Origin of the sequence: Streptomyces sp. NRRL S-350 (assembly GCF_000719705.1) — a bacterium.
Taxonomy (GTDB): domain Bacteria; phylum Actinomycetota; class Actinomycetes; order Streptomycetales; family Streptomycetaceae; genus Kitasatospora.
Map to the genome: position 1 here is coordinate 18,712 of NZ_JOHO01000077.1, position 15,789 is coordinate 34,500.

13 protein-coding genes, 4 tRNA genes and 1 pseudogene are annotated in these 15,789 nt (G+C 72.2%); 5 read left to right on the top strand and 13 right to left on the bottom strand.

The genetic code is table 11. The features are described from left to right. Window positions 1-59 precede the first annotated feature (59 nt). Complete coding sequence (locus IF30_RS0136105) at window positions 60-1,064, bottom strand: NAD(P)H-dependent glycerol-3-phosphate dehydrogenase (protein WP_037902362.1); 1,005 nt, start codon at window positions 1,062-1,064, stop codon at window positions 60-62. Beyond that, window positions 1,061-1,891: a lysophospholipid acyltransferase family protein gene (locus IF30_RS0136110; protein WP_051711954.1), complete on the bottom strand. Its 831-nt coding sequence runs from the start codon at window positions 1,889-1,891 to the stop codon at window positions 1,061-1,063. The genes IF30_RS0136105 and IF30_RS0136110 overlap by 4 nt, the downstream gene beginning before the upstream one ends. Window positions 1,892-2,122: 231 nt before the next feature. Here IF30_RS0136110 and cofC point away from each other — a divergent pair, with 231 nt between their 5' ends. After that, a complete protein-coding gene (gene cofC / locus IF30_RS0136115) occupies window positions 2,123-2,806 on the top strand; it encodes a 2-phospho-L-lactate guanylyltransferase (protein ID WP_051711956.1) in 684 nt (227 codons plus the stop codon). A gap of 76 nt (window positions 2,807-2,882) precedes the next feature. After that, on the top strand, window positions 2,883-3,104 hold the full coding sequence (locus tag IF30_RS48880) for a hypothetical protein (RefSeq protein WP_030246519.1): 222 nt from the start codon (window positions 2,883-2,885) through the stop codon (window positions 3,102-3,104). A 194-nt stretch (window positions 3,105-3,298) separates the two neighbouring features. On the opposite strand, the gene IF30_RS0136125 is transcribed toward IF30_RS48880, so the two are convergent. From IF30_RS0136125 to leuC, 4 genes are all read right to left on the bottom strand, one after another. Next, entirely contained in the window at window positions 3,299-4,018 is a 720-nt protein-coding gene (locus IF30_RS0136125) for an HU family DNA-binding protein (protein ID WP_030246521.1), read from the bottom strand. Between the two features lie 133 nt (window positions 4,019-4,151). Next, window positions 4,152-4,499, bottom strand: a complete 348-nt coding sequence (locus tag IF30_RS50890; protein ID WP_420791195.1) for a hypothetical protein — start codon at window positions 4,497-4,499, stop codon at window positions 4,152-4,154. A 182-nt stretch (window positions 4,500-4,681) separates the two neighbouring features. After that, window positions 4,682-5,278: a 3-isopropylmalate dehydratase small subunit gene (gene leuD, locus IF30_RS0136130; protein WP_030246524.1), complete on the bottom strand. Its 597-nt coding sequence runs from the start codon at window positions 5,276-5,278 to the stop codon at window positions 4,682-4,684. Window positions 5,279-5,281: 3 nt separating this feature from the next. Continuing rightward, window positions 5,282-6,721, bottom strand: a complete 1,440-nt coding sequence (leuC, locus tag IF30_RS0136135; RefSeq protein ID WP_030246525.1) for a 3-isopropylmalate dehydratase large subunit — start codon at window positions 6,719-6,721, stop codon at window positions 5,282-5,284. A gap of 232 nt (window positions 6,722-6,953) precedes the next feature. Between leuC and IF30_RS0136140 the strand changes: the two genes are divergently transcribed. Further along, a complete protein-coding gene (locus IF30_RS0136140) occupies window positions 6,954-7,667 on the top strand; it encodes an IclR family transcriptional regulator (RefSeq protein WP_030246527.1) in 714 nt (237 codons plus the stop codon). A gap of 150 nt (window positions 7,668-7,817) precedes the next feature. Here IF30_RS0136140 and IF30_RS0136145 read toward each other — a convergent pair. The 7 genes from IF30_RS0136145 to IF30_RS0136175 all read right to left on the bottom strand — a co-directional run bounded on the left by IF30_RS0136145 (window position 7,818) and on the right by IF30_RS0136175 (window position 11,243). After that, window positions 7,818-7,892 (bottom strand) — tRNA-Gln (locus IF30_RS0136145). Window positions 7,893-7,941: 49 nt separating this feature from the next. Next, window positions 7,942-8,014: transfer RNA gene (locus tag IF30_RS0136150), tRNA-Glu, on the bottom strand. A gap of 26 nt (window positions 8,015-8,040) precedes the next feature. Continuing rightward, window positions 8,041-8,113, bottom strand: a tRNA-Glu gene (locus tag IF30_RS0136155). Between the two features lie 69 nt (window positions 8,114-8,182). Then, a tRNA-Gln gene (locus tag IF30_RS0136160) sits at window positions 8,183-8,254 on the bottom strand. 238 nt (window positions 8,255-8,492) lie between these two features. Next, window positions 8,493-9,992, bottom strand: coding sequence for a glutamate--tRNA ligase (gltX, locus tag IF30_RS0136165; RefSeq protein WP_030246529.1), 1,500 nt, complete (start codon window positions 9,990-9,992; stop codon window positions 8,493-8,495). Next, entirely contained in the window at window positions 9,985-10,785 is an 801-nt protein-coding gene (locus IF30_RS0136170; protein ID WP_030246531.1) for a fumarylacetoacetate hydrolase family protein, read from the bottom strand. Before IF30_RS0136170 ends, gltX begins: the two co-directional genes overlap by 8 nt. A 239-nt stretch (window positions 10,786-11,024) precedes the next feature. Then, on the bottom strand, window positions 11,025-11,243 hold the full coding sequence (locus tag IF30_RS0136175) for a hypothetical protein (protein WP_030246533.1): 219 nt from the start codon (window positions 11,241-11,243) through the stop codon (window positions 11,025-11,027). Window positions 11,244-11,883: 640 nt separating this feature from the next. Between IF30_RS0136175 and IF30_RS0136180 the strand changes: the two genes are divergently transcribed. Both IF30_RS0136180 and IF30_RS42525 read left to right on the top strand, forming a co-directional pair. Continuing rightward, window positions 11,884-15,705, top strand: a complete 3,822-nt coding sequence (locus IF30_RS0136180; RefSeq protein WP_051711958.1) for a nitrate- and nitrite sensing domain-containing protein — start codon at window positions 11,884-11,886, stop codon at window positions 15,703-15,705. Window positions 15,706-15,715: 10 nt separating this feature from the next. Beyond that, window positions 15,716-15,789, top strand: a pseudogene (locus IF30_RS42525) (roadblock/LC7 domain-containing protein); the annotation flags it as partial.

The window sequence follows — 15,789 nt, forward strand, 5'->3', positions numbered from 1 at the left end:
GTGTTTCCGGGACGTCAACCGCCCCGGCACCACGCGCCGCCCGGGCCCGGCGCCGCCGCTCAGCGCCGCCGCTCGGCCTTCGCCGAGCGCGACATCAGCGCCTGCAGCGCCTCCTGGGTCGGCCGCCCGTTGTGCACGACGTCCACCACCGCCTCGACGATGGGCATGTCGACGCCGTTGCGGCGGGCCAGGTCCAGCACCGACTCGCAGGACTTGACGCCCTCCGCGGTCTGCCGGGTGGCCGCGATGGTCTCCGCGAGCGACATGCCCCGGCCCAGGTTCATGCCGAAGGTGTTGTTGCGGGACAGCGGCGAGGAGCAGGTGGCGACCAGGTCGCCCATCCCGGCGAGCCCGGCGAAGGTGTGCGGGTCGGCGCCCAGCACCTCGCCGAGGCGGGTGGTCTCGGCCAGCCCGCGGGTGATCAGCGTCGCCTTGGTGTTGTCGCCGAGGCCCATGCCGGCCGCCATGCCGACGGCCAGGCCGATCACGTTCTTGACGGCGCCGCCGAGTTCGCAGCCCACCACGTCGGTGTTGGTGTACGGCCGGAAGTACGGCGTGTGGCAGGCGGCCTGGAGGCGCTTGGCGACCGTCTCGTCGGAGCAGGCGACGACACTGGCCGCAGGCTGCCGGTTGGCGATCTCCTTGGCCAGGTTGGGCCCGCTGACCACCGCGACACGCTCCGGGCCGACCTTGGTGACCTCGTCGATGACCTCGCTCATCCGCTTGGCGGTGCCGAGTTCGATGCCCTTCATCAGGCTCACCAGCACGGTCTGCGGCTCGATCAGCGGCGCCCAGGCGGCCAGGTTGTCGCGCAGCGTCTGCGAGGGCACCACCAGCACCGCGAAGTCGGCGCCGGCCAGCGCCTCGGCGGCGTCGGTGGTGGCCCGGACGGTGTCGGGCAGCCGGACGCCGGGCAGGTAGTCCGGGTTCTCGTGCGTGGAGTTGACGGCGTCCGCCAGCTCCTGGCGGCGGGCCCAGAGCACGACCTCGCAGCCGGCGTCGGCGAGCACCATCGCGAACGCGGTGCCCCAGGAGCCGGTCCCCATCACGGCGCAGCGGGTCACTTGCCGGCCTCCTCGGTGCCCTTGACCGGCTCGCCCTTGGCGCGCCGGCGCTCCGCCAGCGCCGCGGCGGCGCGCGCCCGGGCGGCCTTGCGCATGTCGTAGCGCTCGGCCGGCGGCTCCTCGCCGCGGACCTCGGCCAGCACGGCGGTGATCGCCGTCATGATGTCCTCGGTCGCGTCGGCGAGCACCTGGGCGGTGAGCTCCTGGCCCCGGTACTTGCTCAGGTCCACCGCCGGCCCGGCGGCGACGGTCACCCGGTGGCGCGGGAAGAGGTTGAACTTGCCCTTGCCGAAGCCGGGGTGCCCGTACGGCGGGATGATCTCGTGCGCGCCCCAGTGCGCGACCGGGATCACCGGCGCGCCGGTCATCAGGGCGACCCTGGCGACGCCGCTCTTGCCGGTCATCGGCCACAGGTCCGGATCCCGGGTGAGCGTTCCCTCCGGGTAGAACTGCACGCACTGTCCGCCGTTGACGGCATCGATCGCGGCCCGGAACGCCTGCGCGGCATCGGTCGACTCGCGGAACACCGGAATCTGACCGGTCTTGCGCAGCATGAATCCGATGAAAGGAATCGAGAACAGCGAGGACTTGCCGAGAATGCGCGGCGGCCGGCCACTGTTGTACTGCCAGTGTGCGTAGATCACCGGATCGATGATCGAATTGTGGTTCACCGCGGCGATGAAACCGCCTTCCCGCGGAATGTGCTCCCAGCCCCGCCAGTCGGGCTTCACCAGGGCGGTCGTCACCGGCTTCACCAGCACGGCCGCGAAGCGGTACCAGATGCCGTAGTCGGCATTGCCGAACTTGGCGTACGAGCGGCGAGCCACCCCAGCTCCTTCTCATCCGATGGCGGCACGAGCAGTGCCGCACTTTTGACCTCCCGGTTCCGCGCACCGGTACGGGCGGTGCCCGGGCCGCGGGCGCGGAACAGTGTCGCCCGCCCGCTCACCGGCTGTCGAGCGACCCCGCCCGCCGGCCCGGCGGGCGTGATCAAACGCACGTCCGCACAGCTCGGACGGCCTGGCGAGGGCTCCGGGACCGGCGCCAGAATGACGCCGATGACCCAGGACACCGTACGCCCCAGCGAGCCCGTCGTGCCCGCCGCACCCACTGCCGGCTGGTCTCTGGTGCTTCCGCTCAAGCCGCTCGCCCTGGCGAAGAGCAGACTCGCCCCCTACGCCGGGGCGCACCGGGCCGAACTGGCGCTGTCGTTCGCGCTCGACACCGTCGCCGCCGCGCTGGCCGCCCCGGGCGTCGGCCGGGTCCTGGTGGTCACCCGCGACGCCGACGCCGGCGCCCGGCTCGCCGCGCTGGGCGCCTCGGTGGTCGCCGACGAGCCCGGCGGCGGCCTCAACCGGGCGCTGGCGCACGGCGCCTCGGCCGCCCTGGCGCTCGCCCCGGGGGCGCCGCTGGCCGCCCTGTCGGCGGACCTGCCGGCCCTGCGCCCGGCCGAACTGGCCCGGGTGCTCGGCGCCGTGCCGCCGGACGGCCGGGCCTTCCTCCCGGACTCCCCCGGCCTCGGCACCACCCTGCTCGCCTGCACCCCCGGCCGCCCGCTCGCCCCCGCCTTCGGGGACGGCTCGCGGGCCCGGCACGCGGCCGGCGGAGCGCTCGAACTGCGCCTCGCGGACGTGGAGTCGGTGCGCCGGGACGTCGACACCGGTACGGACCTCCGCGAGGCCGCCGCGCTCGGCCTCGGCCCGTACACCAGCGCGCTGTTCGCCCGTCTGAGCCTGTCCTGACCGCCCGCGCCCCCGGTAACCGTCCGGGCCGCGGTCCTCGCCCCGGGCGGGCCGGCCCGCTCGCTATGCTGCTGACATGCAGGCCACCGCGTTCACCTTCGACCCCGCCACCCGGGCCGGCTCCGTGCTGCTCGACGACGGGAGCCCGGTGCCGTTCGACGCGGCCGCCTTCGACGCCGGCGGCCTGCGCCTGCTGCGGCCCGGCCAGCGGGTGCGGATCCGCACCGAGGGCGCCGGTGAGGCCCGCCGGGTGGTCTTCGTGACACTGCAGACCTTCCCCGACCCCGCCGAGGGCTGACGGCCCGGCCGCACGCCCGCCCGGCGGCGGCCCGCAAGGCTCCTTCGACCACTGACGGTTCGGCCCGGCCGCACGCCGCGGAATCCTGACCAAGCGCCCGGAAACCGAAAGAGCCGCGGCGCCCGTCTCCGCAGTTCGCGGAAGGGGCGCCGCGGCTCTTGGCCGAAGGCCGTCCGGGGACGGTCGCGCGGGACCTACTTGGCGGTGGTCTTGCGCGCGGTGGTCTTGCGGGTGGCGGTCTTCTTCGCCGGAGCCGTCTTCTTGGCCGTGGCGGTCGCCTTCTTGGCGGTGGCCGTGGTCTTCTTGGCGGCGGCGGGGGTGGTCGCCTTCTTGCTGGTCGCCGTCTTCTTGGTCGCGGTCGCCGTGGTCTTCTTGGCGGCGGCCGGGGTGGTCTTCGCGGCGGACTTCTTGGCGGTGGTCGCCTTCTTCGCGGCGGTGGCCGTGGTCTTCTTGGCGGCAGCCGTGGTGGTCGCCTTCTTGGCGGCCGTCTTCTTGGTGGCCGGGGCGGCGGCAGCGGCGGTGGCGGAACGCTTGGTGGCGGCGCGCTTGGCGGCCGGGGTGGCGGCCACACCGGTCTTGCCCGGGGTGAGGGAGCCCTTGGGGGCCTTCTTCACCGAGGGGCCCTCCTTCGGCAGCTTCTTGCTGCCGCTGACCAGGTCCTTGAAGCCCTGACCCGGCCGGAAGCGGGGCACCGAGGTCTTCTTGACCTTGACCCGCTCGCCGGTCTGCGGGTTGCGGGCGAAGCGCGCGGAGCGCTCCACCTTCTCGAAGGTGCCGAAGCCGGTGACCGAAACCCGGTCACCGGCCACAACGGCACGGACCATGGTGTCGAGCACTGCGTCGACGGCCTCTGCGGCAGCCTTGCGACCGCCCAGCTGCTCGGCCACCGCTTCGACAAGCTGAGCCTTGTTCACGTCTTCCCCTTCGGAAACGGGCGCCGGATGATTCCATCCGTTCTTTTCGCACGTTAGGTATGTATCTGCGGACTTTCAATTACCAAACGCGCGAATCACCCTAGTGTCGCAATGGATTTGCGCGTCGGCGACCTCAGCCGAGCGGCGGGCGCCCCTCGTCGAGGTCATGTACAAAGCGACTCAACCGCCTTGCCGCCCCCGGAAGATCGCGCTTGGCGGTCTCGGTGACGATGAGGAGTTGACGGGTGAGAGCGGTCTTTGCATCGGCAGACACGTTCAGCGCATGCACGCGGTCGTGAGCTTGCTTCAACCGCTCGGCCACGAGCGCGTAGAGCGCTGCGACTTCCTGGTCGTCCGGTCCCTCAGCTGGCGCGGAGGTGGCGTCCGGCCGGTCGTCAATTCGGCGTTCGGATGGCCGGCCCCCGGAGTCCTCCGCCGCGGGTTCGCCGCCCGCGTACGGAGGTTCATGGTGCCGGTGCATGTACTGATTGTGCCATCTACCCGCAGTTGTACTTGCGCGGGGCCCTCTTCCGCAAAGCCAAATGGGCAATCCGGGGCGGCCCGCGGCGCTAACTCGTGCTCCGGAACGCCGGATGGCCCGGCCCCCCCGAGGGGAGCGCGGGCCATCCGGCGGATCGTCAGAATGCTTGTTCTGAAGGGAACTCAGGCGACCGGCAGAGTACGGGGCTTGAACGCCGGGCGGGTCGCCTCGAACGCCGCGATGTCGGCCTCGTTCTGCAGCGTGATGCTGATGTCGTCCAGGCCGTTGAGCAGCCGCCACCGGACGTTGTCGTCCAGTTCGAAGGCCGCCGTGATGCCCTCGGCCCGCACTTCGCGCGCCTCCAGGTCAACGGTGATCTCGGCCGAGGGGTCACTCTCGGTGAGCACCCAGAGCCGCTCGACGGTCTCCTGCGGCAGGACGACCGTCAGCAGGCCGTTCTTCAGCGAGTTGCCGCGGAAGATGTCGGCGAAGCGGGACGAGACGACCGCGTGGAACCCGTAGTTCTGCAGCGCCCAGACGGCGTGCTCGCGGGAGGAGCCGGTGCCGAACTCGGGGCCGGCCACCAGGACGGTCGCGCCCTGCCGCTCCGGCCGGTTGAGGATGAACGACTCGTCCTTGCGCCAGGCTTCGAAGAGCCCGTCCTCGAAACCGGATCGGGTGACCTTCTTGAGCCAGTGGGCGGGGATGATCTGGTCGGTGTCCACGTTGCTCCGGCGCAGCGGGACGGCCCGGCCGGTGTGGGTGGTGAACTTCTCCATGGCTCAGGCCTCCACGGTGACGTCGGTGTGCGCCAGGTCGGCGGGGGTCAGGTCGGCGGGCGAGGCCAGTCGGCCCAGCACGGCGGTCGCGGCGGCGACCTGCGGGGAGACCAGGTGGGTGCGGCCGCCCTTGCCCTGCCGGCCCTCGAAGTTGCGGTTCGAGGTGGAGGCGCAGCGCTCCCCGGGGGCGAGCTGGTCGGAGTTCATGCCCAGGCACATCGAGCAGCCCGCGTGGCGCCACTCGGCGCCGGCCGCGGTGAACACCTTGTCCAGGCCCTCCTCGACGGCCTGCAGGGCGACCCGGACGGAACCGGGAACCACCAGCATCCGTACGCCGTCGGCGATCCGGCGGCCCTCCACGACGGCGGCGGCGGCCCGCAGGTCCTCGATCCGGCCGTTGGTGCAGGAGCCTACGAAGACGGCGTCGACCTTCACCTCGCGCAGCGGGGTGCCGGCCTCCAGGCCCATGTACGCCAGGGCGTTCTCGGCGGCCGTGCGCTCCTGCGGGTCGGCGAAGGAGGCCGGGTCGGGCACGTTCGCGCCCAGCGGGGCGCCCTGGCCGGGGTTGGTGCCCCAGGTGACGAAGGGGCTCAGCTCGGTCGCGTCGATGAAGATCTCGTGGTCGAAGACCGCGTCCTCGTCGGTGACGAGGGTCTTCCAGTACGCGACGGCGGCGTCCCAGTCCTCGCCCTGCGGGGCGTGCGGGCGGCCCTGGAGGTAGTCGAAGGTGGTCTCGTCCGGGGCGATCATGCCGGCCCGGGCGCCGGCCTCGATCGACATGTTGCAGATGGTCATCCGGGCCTCCATGGACAGGCTCCGGATCGCCGAACCGCGGTACTCCAGGACGTAGCCCTGGCCGCCGCCGGTGCCGATCTTCGTGATGACGGCCAGGATGAGGTCCTTGGCGGTGACGCCCTCGGGCAGTTCGCCCTCGACGGTGATCGCCATGGTCCGGAACGGCGCCAGCGGCAGCGTCTGGGTGGCCAGCACGTGCTCGACCTGGCTGGTGCCGATGCCGAACGCCAGCGCGCCGAAGGCGCCGTGGGTGGAGGTGTGGGAGTCGCCGCAGACCACGGTCATGCCGGGCTGGGTCAGGCCCAGCTGCGGGCCGACAACGTGCACGACGCCCTGCTCGACGTCGCCGAGCGAGTGGATCCGGACGCCGAACTCGGCGGCGTTGCGGCGCAGGGTCTCCAGCTGCACCTTGGAGACCGGGTCCGCGATCGGCTTGTCGATGTCCAGGGTGGGCGTGTTGTGGTCCTCGGTGGCGATCGTCAGATCGGTGCGGCGGACCGGGCGGCCGGCCAGGCGCAGGCCGTCGAAGGCCTGCGGGCTGGTGACCTCGTGGAGCAGGTGGAGGTCGATGAACAGGAGGTCGGGTTCGCCCTCCGCGCGCCGCACGACGTGGTCGTCCCAGACCTTCTCTGCGAGTGTCCGTCCCATCGGATTCCCTCCAGCCGGCCGCGTTGCCGGCCTTCTCGTGTCGTCGAGGTCGAAGCGTGCACCGCCCCCCGCGGGGCGCGTTCGCGCGACCTGCACGCCGGATCGCTGTCCACGATGCGGACACTCGAACGTGGCCCCATCCTGGATGTCTCCCGGGCTGCTGCATCCAGAGTGGCGCTTTTCCCGGAAGATTGAACTTGCGTCTCGCGGACTGAGACTGCAGTCTTAGCGCATGGACAACACTAGCGGCGTCGGCGTTCTCGACAAGGCCGCTCTGGTGCTGAGCGCACTGGAGTCGGGCCCCGCCACGTTGGCGGGGCTGGTCGCCGCCACCGGTCTGGCGCGCCCCACGGCCCACCGACTCGCCGTCGCACTCGAACACCACCGCCTGGTCACCAGGGACATGCAGGGGCGCTTCATCCTCGGCCCCCGGCTGTCCGAACTCTCCGCCGCGGCGGGCGAGGACCGACTGCTCGCCACCGCGGGCCCGGTCCTGACCCACCTGCGCGACGTCACCGGCGAGAGCGCACAGCTCTACCGCCGCCAGGGCGAGATGCGGATCTGCGTCGCCGCCGCCGAGCGGCTCTCCGGCCTGCGGGACACCGTCCCGGTCGGCAGCACCCTGCCGATGAAGGCCGGCTCGGCCGCCCAGGTCCTGCTGGCCTGGGAGGAGCCCGAGCGGCTCCACCGCGGCCTCCAGGGCGCCCGCTTCACCGCCACCGCGCTGAGCGGCGTCCGGCGGCGCGGCTGGGCCCAGTCGATCGGCGAGCGGGAGCCGGGCGTCGCGTCCGTCTCCGCGCCCGTCCGCGGCCCCTCCAACCGCGTGGTGGCCGCCGTGTCGGTCTCCGGCCCGATCGAGCGCCTGACCCGCCACCCGGGCCGCCTGCACGCCCAGGCCATCATCGAGGCCGCGAACCGGCTCACCGAGGCCCTCCGCCGGAGCTGACCGGGGCCCCCACCCGGCCCCACACCCGACCCCCACCGGACATCCCCCACCGAAAACGCGAAAGGGCCCCGCTCGGAATCGAGCGGGGCCCTTCGGCGACATTTACCGCACAAAGCAAAAAGACCCCGGCACCGGGGTCTTTCCAATTTCTGGCTGGGGTACCAGGACTCGAACCTAGACTAAGTGAACCAGAATCACTCGTGCTGCCAATTACACCATACCCCAACACAAAGCAAGGGCCGATGGGATGTCCCACCGGCTTCCTGCCTTGAGGTACCCCCGACCGGATTCGAACCGGCGCTACTGCCGTGAGAGGGCAGCGTGCTAGGCCGCTACACAACGGGGGCTTCCTGGCGATCCCTTGCGGGATCCGTACCCCCGACCGGATTCGAACCGGCGCTACTGCCGTGAGAGGGCAGCGTGCTAGGCCGCTACACAACGGGGGCTTTCAGCGTGCTAGGCCGCTACACAACGGGGGCTTGATCTTCATCTGTACTGCGGTACTGCGTACTGCGCTGGGGTACCAGGACTCGAACCTAGACTAAATGAACCAGAATCACTCGTGCTGCCAATTACACCATACCCCACCGGAGTTGAAGCCCTGTCGGGCCCTTCTCAGGCGTTGCGCCTCTCGTTCGGTCCCGGCCGGGGGTTTTCGCTCCCTCGTCCGTTCCCTCCCGGGCGGCGCAGAAAGAACATTACCCGACGTCTGCCCTGGCTCCAAAATCGATAACCCCAGGCAGCGGCCGGAGGGCCGGCGAGTGACGTCCGGGTACGCCGCGGGCCCGGCACGGAGCCGGGCCCGCGGCCTGCTCGGCGGCCCGCTCAGGCGGCCGGCAGGGCGTCCAGGGCGGCGCGCAGACGGCGCAGCGTCTCGGGTCGGCCGAGCAGCTCCATGGACTCGAACAGCGGCGGCGAGACCCGGCGGCCGGTGACGGCCACCCGCAGCGGCGTGAAGGCGAACTTGGGCTTGATGCCCAGCCCCTCCACCAGCGCCTCGCGCAGCGCGGCCTGGATCGGCTCCGGGGTGAAGTCCCCGAGCTCCTCCAGCGCCTTGATGCTGGCCTCCAGCACCGGGCGGGCGTCCGCGGTCAGCACCTTGGCGGCGTCGTCCGGGTCGAGGGCGAACTTCTCCGGCGCCACGAACAGGAAGCCGGCCATGTTGACGATCTCGCTCAGCACGACCATCCGCTCCTGGGTGAGCGGCGCGACCTTGGCGAGCAGCTCCAGCTGCTCGGCGGTCGGCTCGGCCGGCAGCAGCTCGGCGGCCTGCAGGAACGGCACCAGGCGCCGGGCGAAGTCCTCCGGGGCCAGCTTGCGGACGTGCTCGGCGTTGATCGCCTCGCACTTCTTCAGGTCGAAGCGGGCCGGGTTGGCGTTCACCTTGGCGACGTCGAAGGCGGCGACCATCTCGTCCATGTCGAAGAGGTCGCGGTCCTCGGCGAGCGACCAGCCCAGCAGGGACAGGTAGTTGAGCAGGCCCTCGGGGATGAAGCCGCGCTCGCGGTACAGGTTGAGCGAGGCCTGCGGGTCGCGCTTGGAGAGCTTCTTGTTGCCCTCGCCCATGACGTACGGCAGGTGGCCGAAGCGCGGGGTGGTGCCGCTGCCGACACCGATCTCGGCGAGCGCGGCGTACAGCGCCACCTGCCGCGGGGTGGAGGAGAGCAGGTCCTCGCCGCGCAGCACGTGGGTGATGCCCATCAGGGCGTCGTCCACCGGGTTGACCAGGGTGTACAGCGGGGCGCCGTTGGCGCGGACGATGCCGTAGTCCGGCACGTTCTCCGGCTCGAAGGTGAGCGTGCCGCGCACCAGGTCGTCGAAGGAGATGGTCTTGTCGGGCATCCGGAAGCGCAGGATCGGCTCGCGCTTCTCCAGCTTGTAGACGGCGACCTGGTCGTCCGTCAGGTCGCGGCAGTGGCCGTCGTAGCCGGAGGGCTTGCCGGCCGCGCGGGCGGCCTCGCGGCGGGCGTCCAGCTCCTCGGTGCTGCAGTAGCAGTGGTAGGCGTGGCCGGCCTCGTGCAGGCGGCGGGCGACGTCGGCGTAGACGTCCATCCGCTGCGACTGGCGGTACGGCTCGTGCGGGCCGCCGACCTCCGGGCCCTCGTCCCAGTCGAAGCCGAGCCAGCGCATGGCGTCGAGCAGCTGCTCGTACGACTCCTCGGAGTCGCGGGCGGAGTCGGTGTCCTCGATCCGGAAGACCAGCTTGCCGCCGTTGTGGCGGGCGAAGGCCCAGTTGAAGAGGGCCGTGCGGACCAGGCCCACGTGGGGGTTGCCGGTCGGGGACGGACAGAAGCGAACCCGGACGGCCGGGTCAGTGTTAGCCACGCTTGATCACCTTGTTGGTGAGAGTGCCGATGCCTTCGATGGAGACGGCGACCTCGTCGCCGACGTTGAGGGGGCCCACCCCTGCGGGCGTGCCGGTGAGGATGACGTCGCCGGGCAGCAGCGTCATGGCCTCGGAGACGTGGACGATCAGCTCGGCGACCGAGCGGACCATCAGGGAGGTGCGGCCGGTCTGCCGCAGCTCGCCGTTGACCGTGCAGGTGACGGCGAGGTCGCCCGGGTCGAGGTCGGTCTCGATCCACGGGCCCAGCGGGCACGAGGTGTCGAAGCCCTTGGCCCGGGCCCACTGGCCCTCGCGCTGCTGGACGTCCCGGGCGGTGACGTCGTTGGCGCAGGTGTAGCCGAGGATCACCTCGGGCACCCGCTCCAGCGGCACCTCGCGGCACATCCGGCCGATCACCACGGCGAGTTCGGCCTCGTGGTGGACGTCCGAGGAGAACGGCGGGTACGCGATGGCCTCGGTCGGGCCCACCACGGCGGTGGACGGCTTGAAGAAGGTGAGCGGGACGTCCGGCACCTCGTTGCCCAGCTCCGCCGCGTGCGCCGCGTAGTTGCGGCCCACCGCCACGATCTTGTTCGGGAGCATCGGGCTCAGCAGCCGGACGTCCTGGAGCCGGTAGCTCTCGCCGGTGGGCTGGGGCTGGCCGAACGGGTGCCCTGCCAGCGCGTGGACGACCATCGACTCGGGCTGGGAGGGGTCGCCCTCCACCACGCCGAAGGAGACGCTGCCGGCGGCAGGGCTCCCTTCCCGGACGGAAAACCTGGCAATGCGCACGGCTGGGGTACCCCTCGCTTCGTCGGCCGCCCGGGGCGCGCCCGGGCCCTGGTGGGCGCCTCGCCCACGGTGGGCGCGGCCCCGTCAATCGGCCTCCAGGCTATCGCGTGGGGCCCCGGCTGACCGCTTTGCCCCTGTTCAGCGCGGTTGGGGGTGGAACACCGGAGGGCGCCGCCGGCACGGGTGTGACGGCGGCGCCCTCGGTGGATCGGGCCGGGGCCCGGCGGAGCGGGCCGGGGTCAGTCCACCGCCACGACGACCGGGGCGACCATCAGCTGGGTGCGGCGCGGGTTGGCGGTGCTGGCCGGCAGCTCGGTCGCGTAGGTGAGGACGTCCTCGGGCTTGCGGGCGCCCGGGATCGTGCTGAAGTCCTCGACCGAGGCCAGCGTCGTCCGGCGCGGGTTCGCCGTGGAGCGGCAGGACAGCGTGGACTTGGTGGCCTTCTTCGCCTGGGACATCGGGAGCACCTCGTGGTCGAGGCCGGGCGGATCCGCGACGGGATCTGCACCGGCCTGATGGATTCCGATTGGTTCGGAGCGGTTCCGGGCAGGCTGATGGGGGCCCTGCGCCGGAAACAGCCAGGTTACGAGATCTCTTTCCACAGAGACCGTGACCAAAGCTACACATTAGTCTGTGATTTTGCTCACAAAATGCCGAGCAAAAGTCAGATATCAGACATATCGCCGGACCGGAATCTTCCGACATTCCGGAGATAACGGGCATTCCAGAAGGTCTGCGACTCTTGTCGATCTACGGTCCGGTTGGCATGTATCCGGCGAGTGTCCGAAAAAGGCGGTATTCCGGTCCGATTGCCGCACAGTCCGTGAGGTCGCACAAGCAGTCGGTAGCGCCGGGCGCGCGGCACCTGCGGCCCTTGTTGGGATTCCCCGGCTGTGCTGGAATGCGACGGACCGTGGGTAGGGAGTGGTCCACCCCGGTGACCCGCTCTCCCGGACCGGCCGGGGGGCGGAAGGAAACTCGACACCGTCCAGGCCGCGGCGACGCGGCGGGACGCCCGGTCCAGAGGTTGCGACGCCAGTGCAGGGACGTTTCAAAAGGGGTAGCGGCGCCGCGGGGAACCCGGAGTCGCGCGAGCCTGTGGCAGCCCCCCAACAGGCGGCGGCGCCCGGCGGCCCGGCCGAGCCGGTGACGCCCGAGGCCGTCGGCCGACCGGAGGACGACGGCCAGGACCGGAAGTCCGCCCGGGACAAGCTCCGGACCTCCCTGACCAGGCGCCGGGCCACCGGTCTGAACCGGCTCGCGATGCGCAACTGGCGCATCCGCACCCGGCTCATCGCGCTGCTCGCCCTCCCCGTCCTGGTCTCGCTGGTCCTCGGTGGCCTGCGCATCCAGAGCTCGCTGGAGAACTCGCAGCAACTCGCCCAGATGGCCAACCTGTCCGACCTGGCCAAGAAGGCGACCAACCTCGCGGACGCGCTGCAGACCGAGCGCGACATCAGCGCCGGCCCGATCACGCAGAACCCGACCGCCCCGCTGGACGACGACATCGTCGCCGCCCGCAAGTCCACCGACGACCTGAGCCGCACCTTCACCGCGTCCTCCGACAAGTTCGAGAACCTCGAACTGTCCGGCGGCAAGGCGCTGCTGCTGCAGATCCGCAAGGACCTGAACTCGATCGCGGACACCCGCAGCCTGCCGTACCAGAACAACCAGAACATCCAGTCGACGATCACCGCGTACGACGTGATCATCCGCGACCTGCTGTCCATCACCCAGGACATAGCGCTCGCCTCGAACAACAAGGACCTGGTCGTCTCGACCCGCGCGCTGCAGCAGTTCTCGCTGGCCAAGAACGCGACCTCGCAGCAGCGGGCCCTGATCAGCGCCGCGCTCGCCAACCCGAAGGGCCCCGACCTCAGCGCGAGCGACGAGTCCTTCGGCATCCGCCTGCGTCTGTCGTACGACAACGCGATCGCCAGCTTCAACAACATCTACACCGCGCACGACCTCGACAACCTGCGCAGCCAGCTGAGCTACAACGGGGTCGTCGCCGACGCCAACCGCTACTCCCAGACGATCCTCACCCAGGGCGGCATCCACCAGACCGAGCCGGTCAGCTTCAAGGACTGGTACGAGAAGGCCGGCGCCAAGATCACCGCCGAGCGGCGGATCGAGACCAAGCTCATCGAGAACCTGGACGGCAAGGCCCAGGACCTGCAGTCCCAGGCCGACACGGACGCCCTGATCATCGGTGTCGCGGTCGCCCTGGTGCTGCTCGTCGCCCTCGGTGGCGCCGGTCTGATCGCCCGCTCGATGGTGCGCTCGCTGACCCGCCTGCAGGCCGCGGCCGAGGACGTCGCCGAACGCCGGCTGCCCGAGCTGGTCAAGACCCTCTCCGAGAGCGACCCGCACGACGTCGACACCACGGTCGAACCGGTCGCCGTCGACTCCGCCGACGAGATCGGCCACGTGGCGCACGCCTTCGACATGGTGCACAGCGAGGCCGTCCGCCTCGCCGCCGAGCAGGCCCTCCTGCGCGGCAACATCAACGCGATGTTCACCAACCTCTCGCGCCGCAGCCAGGGCCTCATCCAGCGCCAGCTGTCGCTCATCTCCGAACTGGAGAGCCGCGAGGCGGACCCGGACCAGCTGGCCAACCTCTTCAAGCTCGACCACCTCGCGACCCGCATGCGCCGCAACGGCGAGAACCTCCTCGTCCTCGCGGGCGAGGACCCGGGCCGCCGCTGGACCCGCCCCGTCCCGCTGGTCGACGTGCTCCGCGCCGCCGCCTCCGAGGTGGAGCAGTACGAGCGCATCGAACTCGCCGCCGTGCCGTCGGCCGAGGTCGCCGGCCGCGTCGTCAACGACCTCGTCCACCTGCTCGCCGAGCTGCTGGAGAACGCCACCTCGTTCTCCAGCCCGCAGACCCGCGTCCGGGTCACCGGCCACGCCCTGCCGGACGGCCGCGTGCTGGTCGAGATCCACGACACCGGCATCGGCCTCAGCCCCGACGACCTCTCCGAGATCAACGAGCGCCTCGCCAACCCGCCGACGGTGGACGTCTCCGTCTCCCGCCGCATGGGCCTCTTCGTGGTCGGCCGCCTGTCGCTGCGCCACGGCATCCGGATCCAGCTGCGCCCCAGCGACTCCGGCGGCACCACCGCGCTGGTCATGCTCCCGGTGGACGTCACCAACTCCGGCGACCGCCGCGGCCCCGGCCGCGCCGGCCCCGCGCAGGGCAAGCAGCAGCGCGGGGTCGCCCCGACGCCGCGCCAGCAGCGCCAGGTGCCGCCCGCCCGCCAGGGCGGCCCGGCCGCGCTCGGCCAGGGCGGTCCCGGCGGTGCCCCGCAGGGCGGGCGCCCGCAGCTCGGCCAGGGCGGTCCGGCGGCTCCGGCCGGCCCGGGCCCGCAGGCCGGCCCCGGTACTCCGGCCGGTCCGGGTGCGCCCGGCGGCCGTCCCGGCGGACTGCCGACCCGGCAGGTCGGCCAGTCGCTGCGCGAGACCCCGGCCCAGCCGGGTCAGGGCCAGCCGGGTCAGGGCCAGCCGGGTCAGGGCCAGCGGGGCCAGGCCCAGCAGGCTCAGGGCCGACAGGGCAGGCCCCAGCAGCCCGCCCAGCCGCAGCAGACCCAGCAGCAGCCGCAGCAGCAGGCTCAGCGGCCCCAGCAGCAGCAGTCGCCGCAGGGCGGCCTGCCGCAGCGTGCCCCGGGCCGCCAGGGCCCGCCGCAGGGCGGCCCGAACGGCCTGCCCCGCCGCGGCCGCCAGCCGCAGCCCGGCCAGCCCGGCCAGCCCGGCCAGCCGCAGCCGGGCCAGGACCGGCCCCGCCCCGGTGGGGAGTTCGACGGCGGTCCGGGTGCCCGGACCGGCGAGCAGCCGCAGCACGGCCGCCCCGGCGGTCCCGGTGCGCCGCAGCAGGGTGCCCGTCCGGGCAACCGTCCCCAGGACGGCCTGCCGCAGCGCGCCCCCGGCCGCCAGGGCCCCGGCGGCCCTGCCGCCCCCGGTGCCCCGACCGCCCCCGGTCGGCCCGGCGCCCAGGGCCCGCGCCGTCCGCAGCGCCCCGGCCCGGAGGCCCCGCAGCGTGAGCGTCAGCCGCAGCTGCCGCCCCAGCAGGCCCAGCAGCAGCCGCAGCCCCAGGCCCAGCAGCTCCCCCAGCCGCTGCCGTCGGCCGAGCCGGCGCCGGTGGAGAGCACCCAGCAGTTCGCCCGCCCGCGCTTCGAGGCCAGCCAGATCGACCCGCGCGACCCGTTGGGCCTCGGCCTGGTCGAGCCGGTGCTGCCGAACGTGCCGAACCCGGCGCGCCCGGAGCCGATGCGCCCTGAGCAGGCCCCGCAGCAGGTGCAGCAGCCCCAGCCCCTGCCGTACCAGGAGCCGATGGCACTGCCGACCGGCCCGTCCGAGGCCGCCGGCCAGCAGCCCTGGTACCCGCAGGCCGAGGACCGGCAGGAGCGGCCGCGGCCGTACCAGCCGCGCCGGCCGGGCACCACGGCGCCGGACTTCCCCCAGGAGGGCCCGGCCCCGCAGCAGCAGGCCCAGCAGCCGGCTCAGCAGCACCAGCAGCAGGCTCAGCAGCCCCAGCACCAGCACCAGCAGCCGCAGCCGGGCACCGACGACGCCCCCTGGCGTCTGTCGGCGAACGACGAGCGCTGGCGCCGCGCCGAGCAGGTCCGCGAGCCCTCGACCAGCGGCGTCACCATGTCGGGCCTGCCCCGTCGGACCCCGCAGGCCAACCTGGTCTCCGGTACCGCCGAGGCCTCGCCGCTGACCGGTCCCCAGGTCTCCCGGGCCCCCGAGGAGGTCCGCGGCCGGCTGACGAACCTGCGCCGGGGCATCCAGCAGGGCCGCCGGGCCGGAGCCGAGCAGGCCGCCAACCAGACGGGCTTCCAGCATGGTGCCCAGCAGGCCGGATTCGATAGTTTCGGTGGCCGGAGCGACGGCAACGGCGCAGATCACCAGGAGCGTTGAGTTGACTCAGATGAGCCAGGCCGCACAGAACCTGAACTGGCTGATCACCAATTTCGTGGACAACACCCCCGGGGTGTCCCACAC

What these genes read in the sequence shown, in the direction of transcription:
- leuC (WP_030246525.1), bottom strand. Translation starts at nt 6,721, where the DNA reads ATGGGACGGACACTCGCAGAGAAGGTCTGGGACGACCACGTCGTGCGG.
- leuD (WP_030246524.1), bottom strand. Translation starts at nt 5,278, where the DNA reads ATGGAGAAGTTCACCACCCACACCGGCCGGGCCGTCCCGCTGCGCCGG.
- IF30_RS50890 (WP_420791195.1), bottom strand. Translation starts at nt 4,499, where the DNA reads ATGCACCGGCACCATGAACCTCCGTACGCGGGCGGCGAACCCGCGGCG.
- IF30_RS0136175 (WP_030246533.1), bottom strand. Translation starts at nt 11,243, where the DNA reads ATGTCCCAGGCGAAGAAGGCCACCAAGTCCACGCTGTCCTGCCGCTCC.
- IF30_RS48880 (WP_030246519.1), top strand. Translation starts at nt 2,883, where the DNA reads ATGCAGGCCACCGCGTTCACCTTCGACCCCGCCACCCGGGCCGGCTCC.
- IF30_RS0136140 (WP_030246527.1), top strand. Translation starts at nt 6,954, where the DNA reads ATGGACAACACTAGCGGCGTCGGCGTTCTCGACAAGGCCGCTCTGGTG.
- cofC (WP_051711956.1), top strand. Translation starts at nt 2,123, where the DNA reads ATGACCCAGGACACCGTACGCCCCAGCGAGCCCGTCGTGCCCGCCGCA.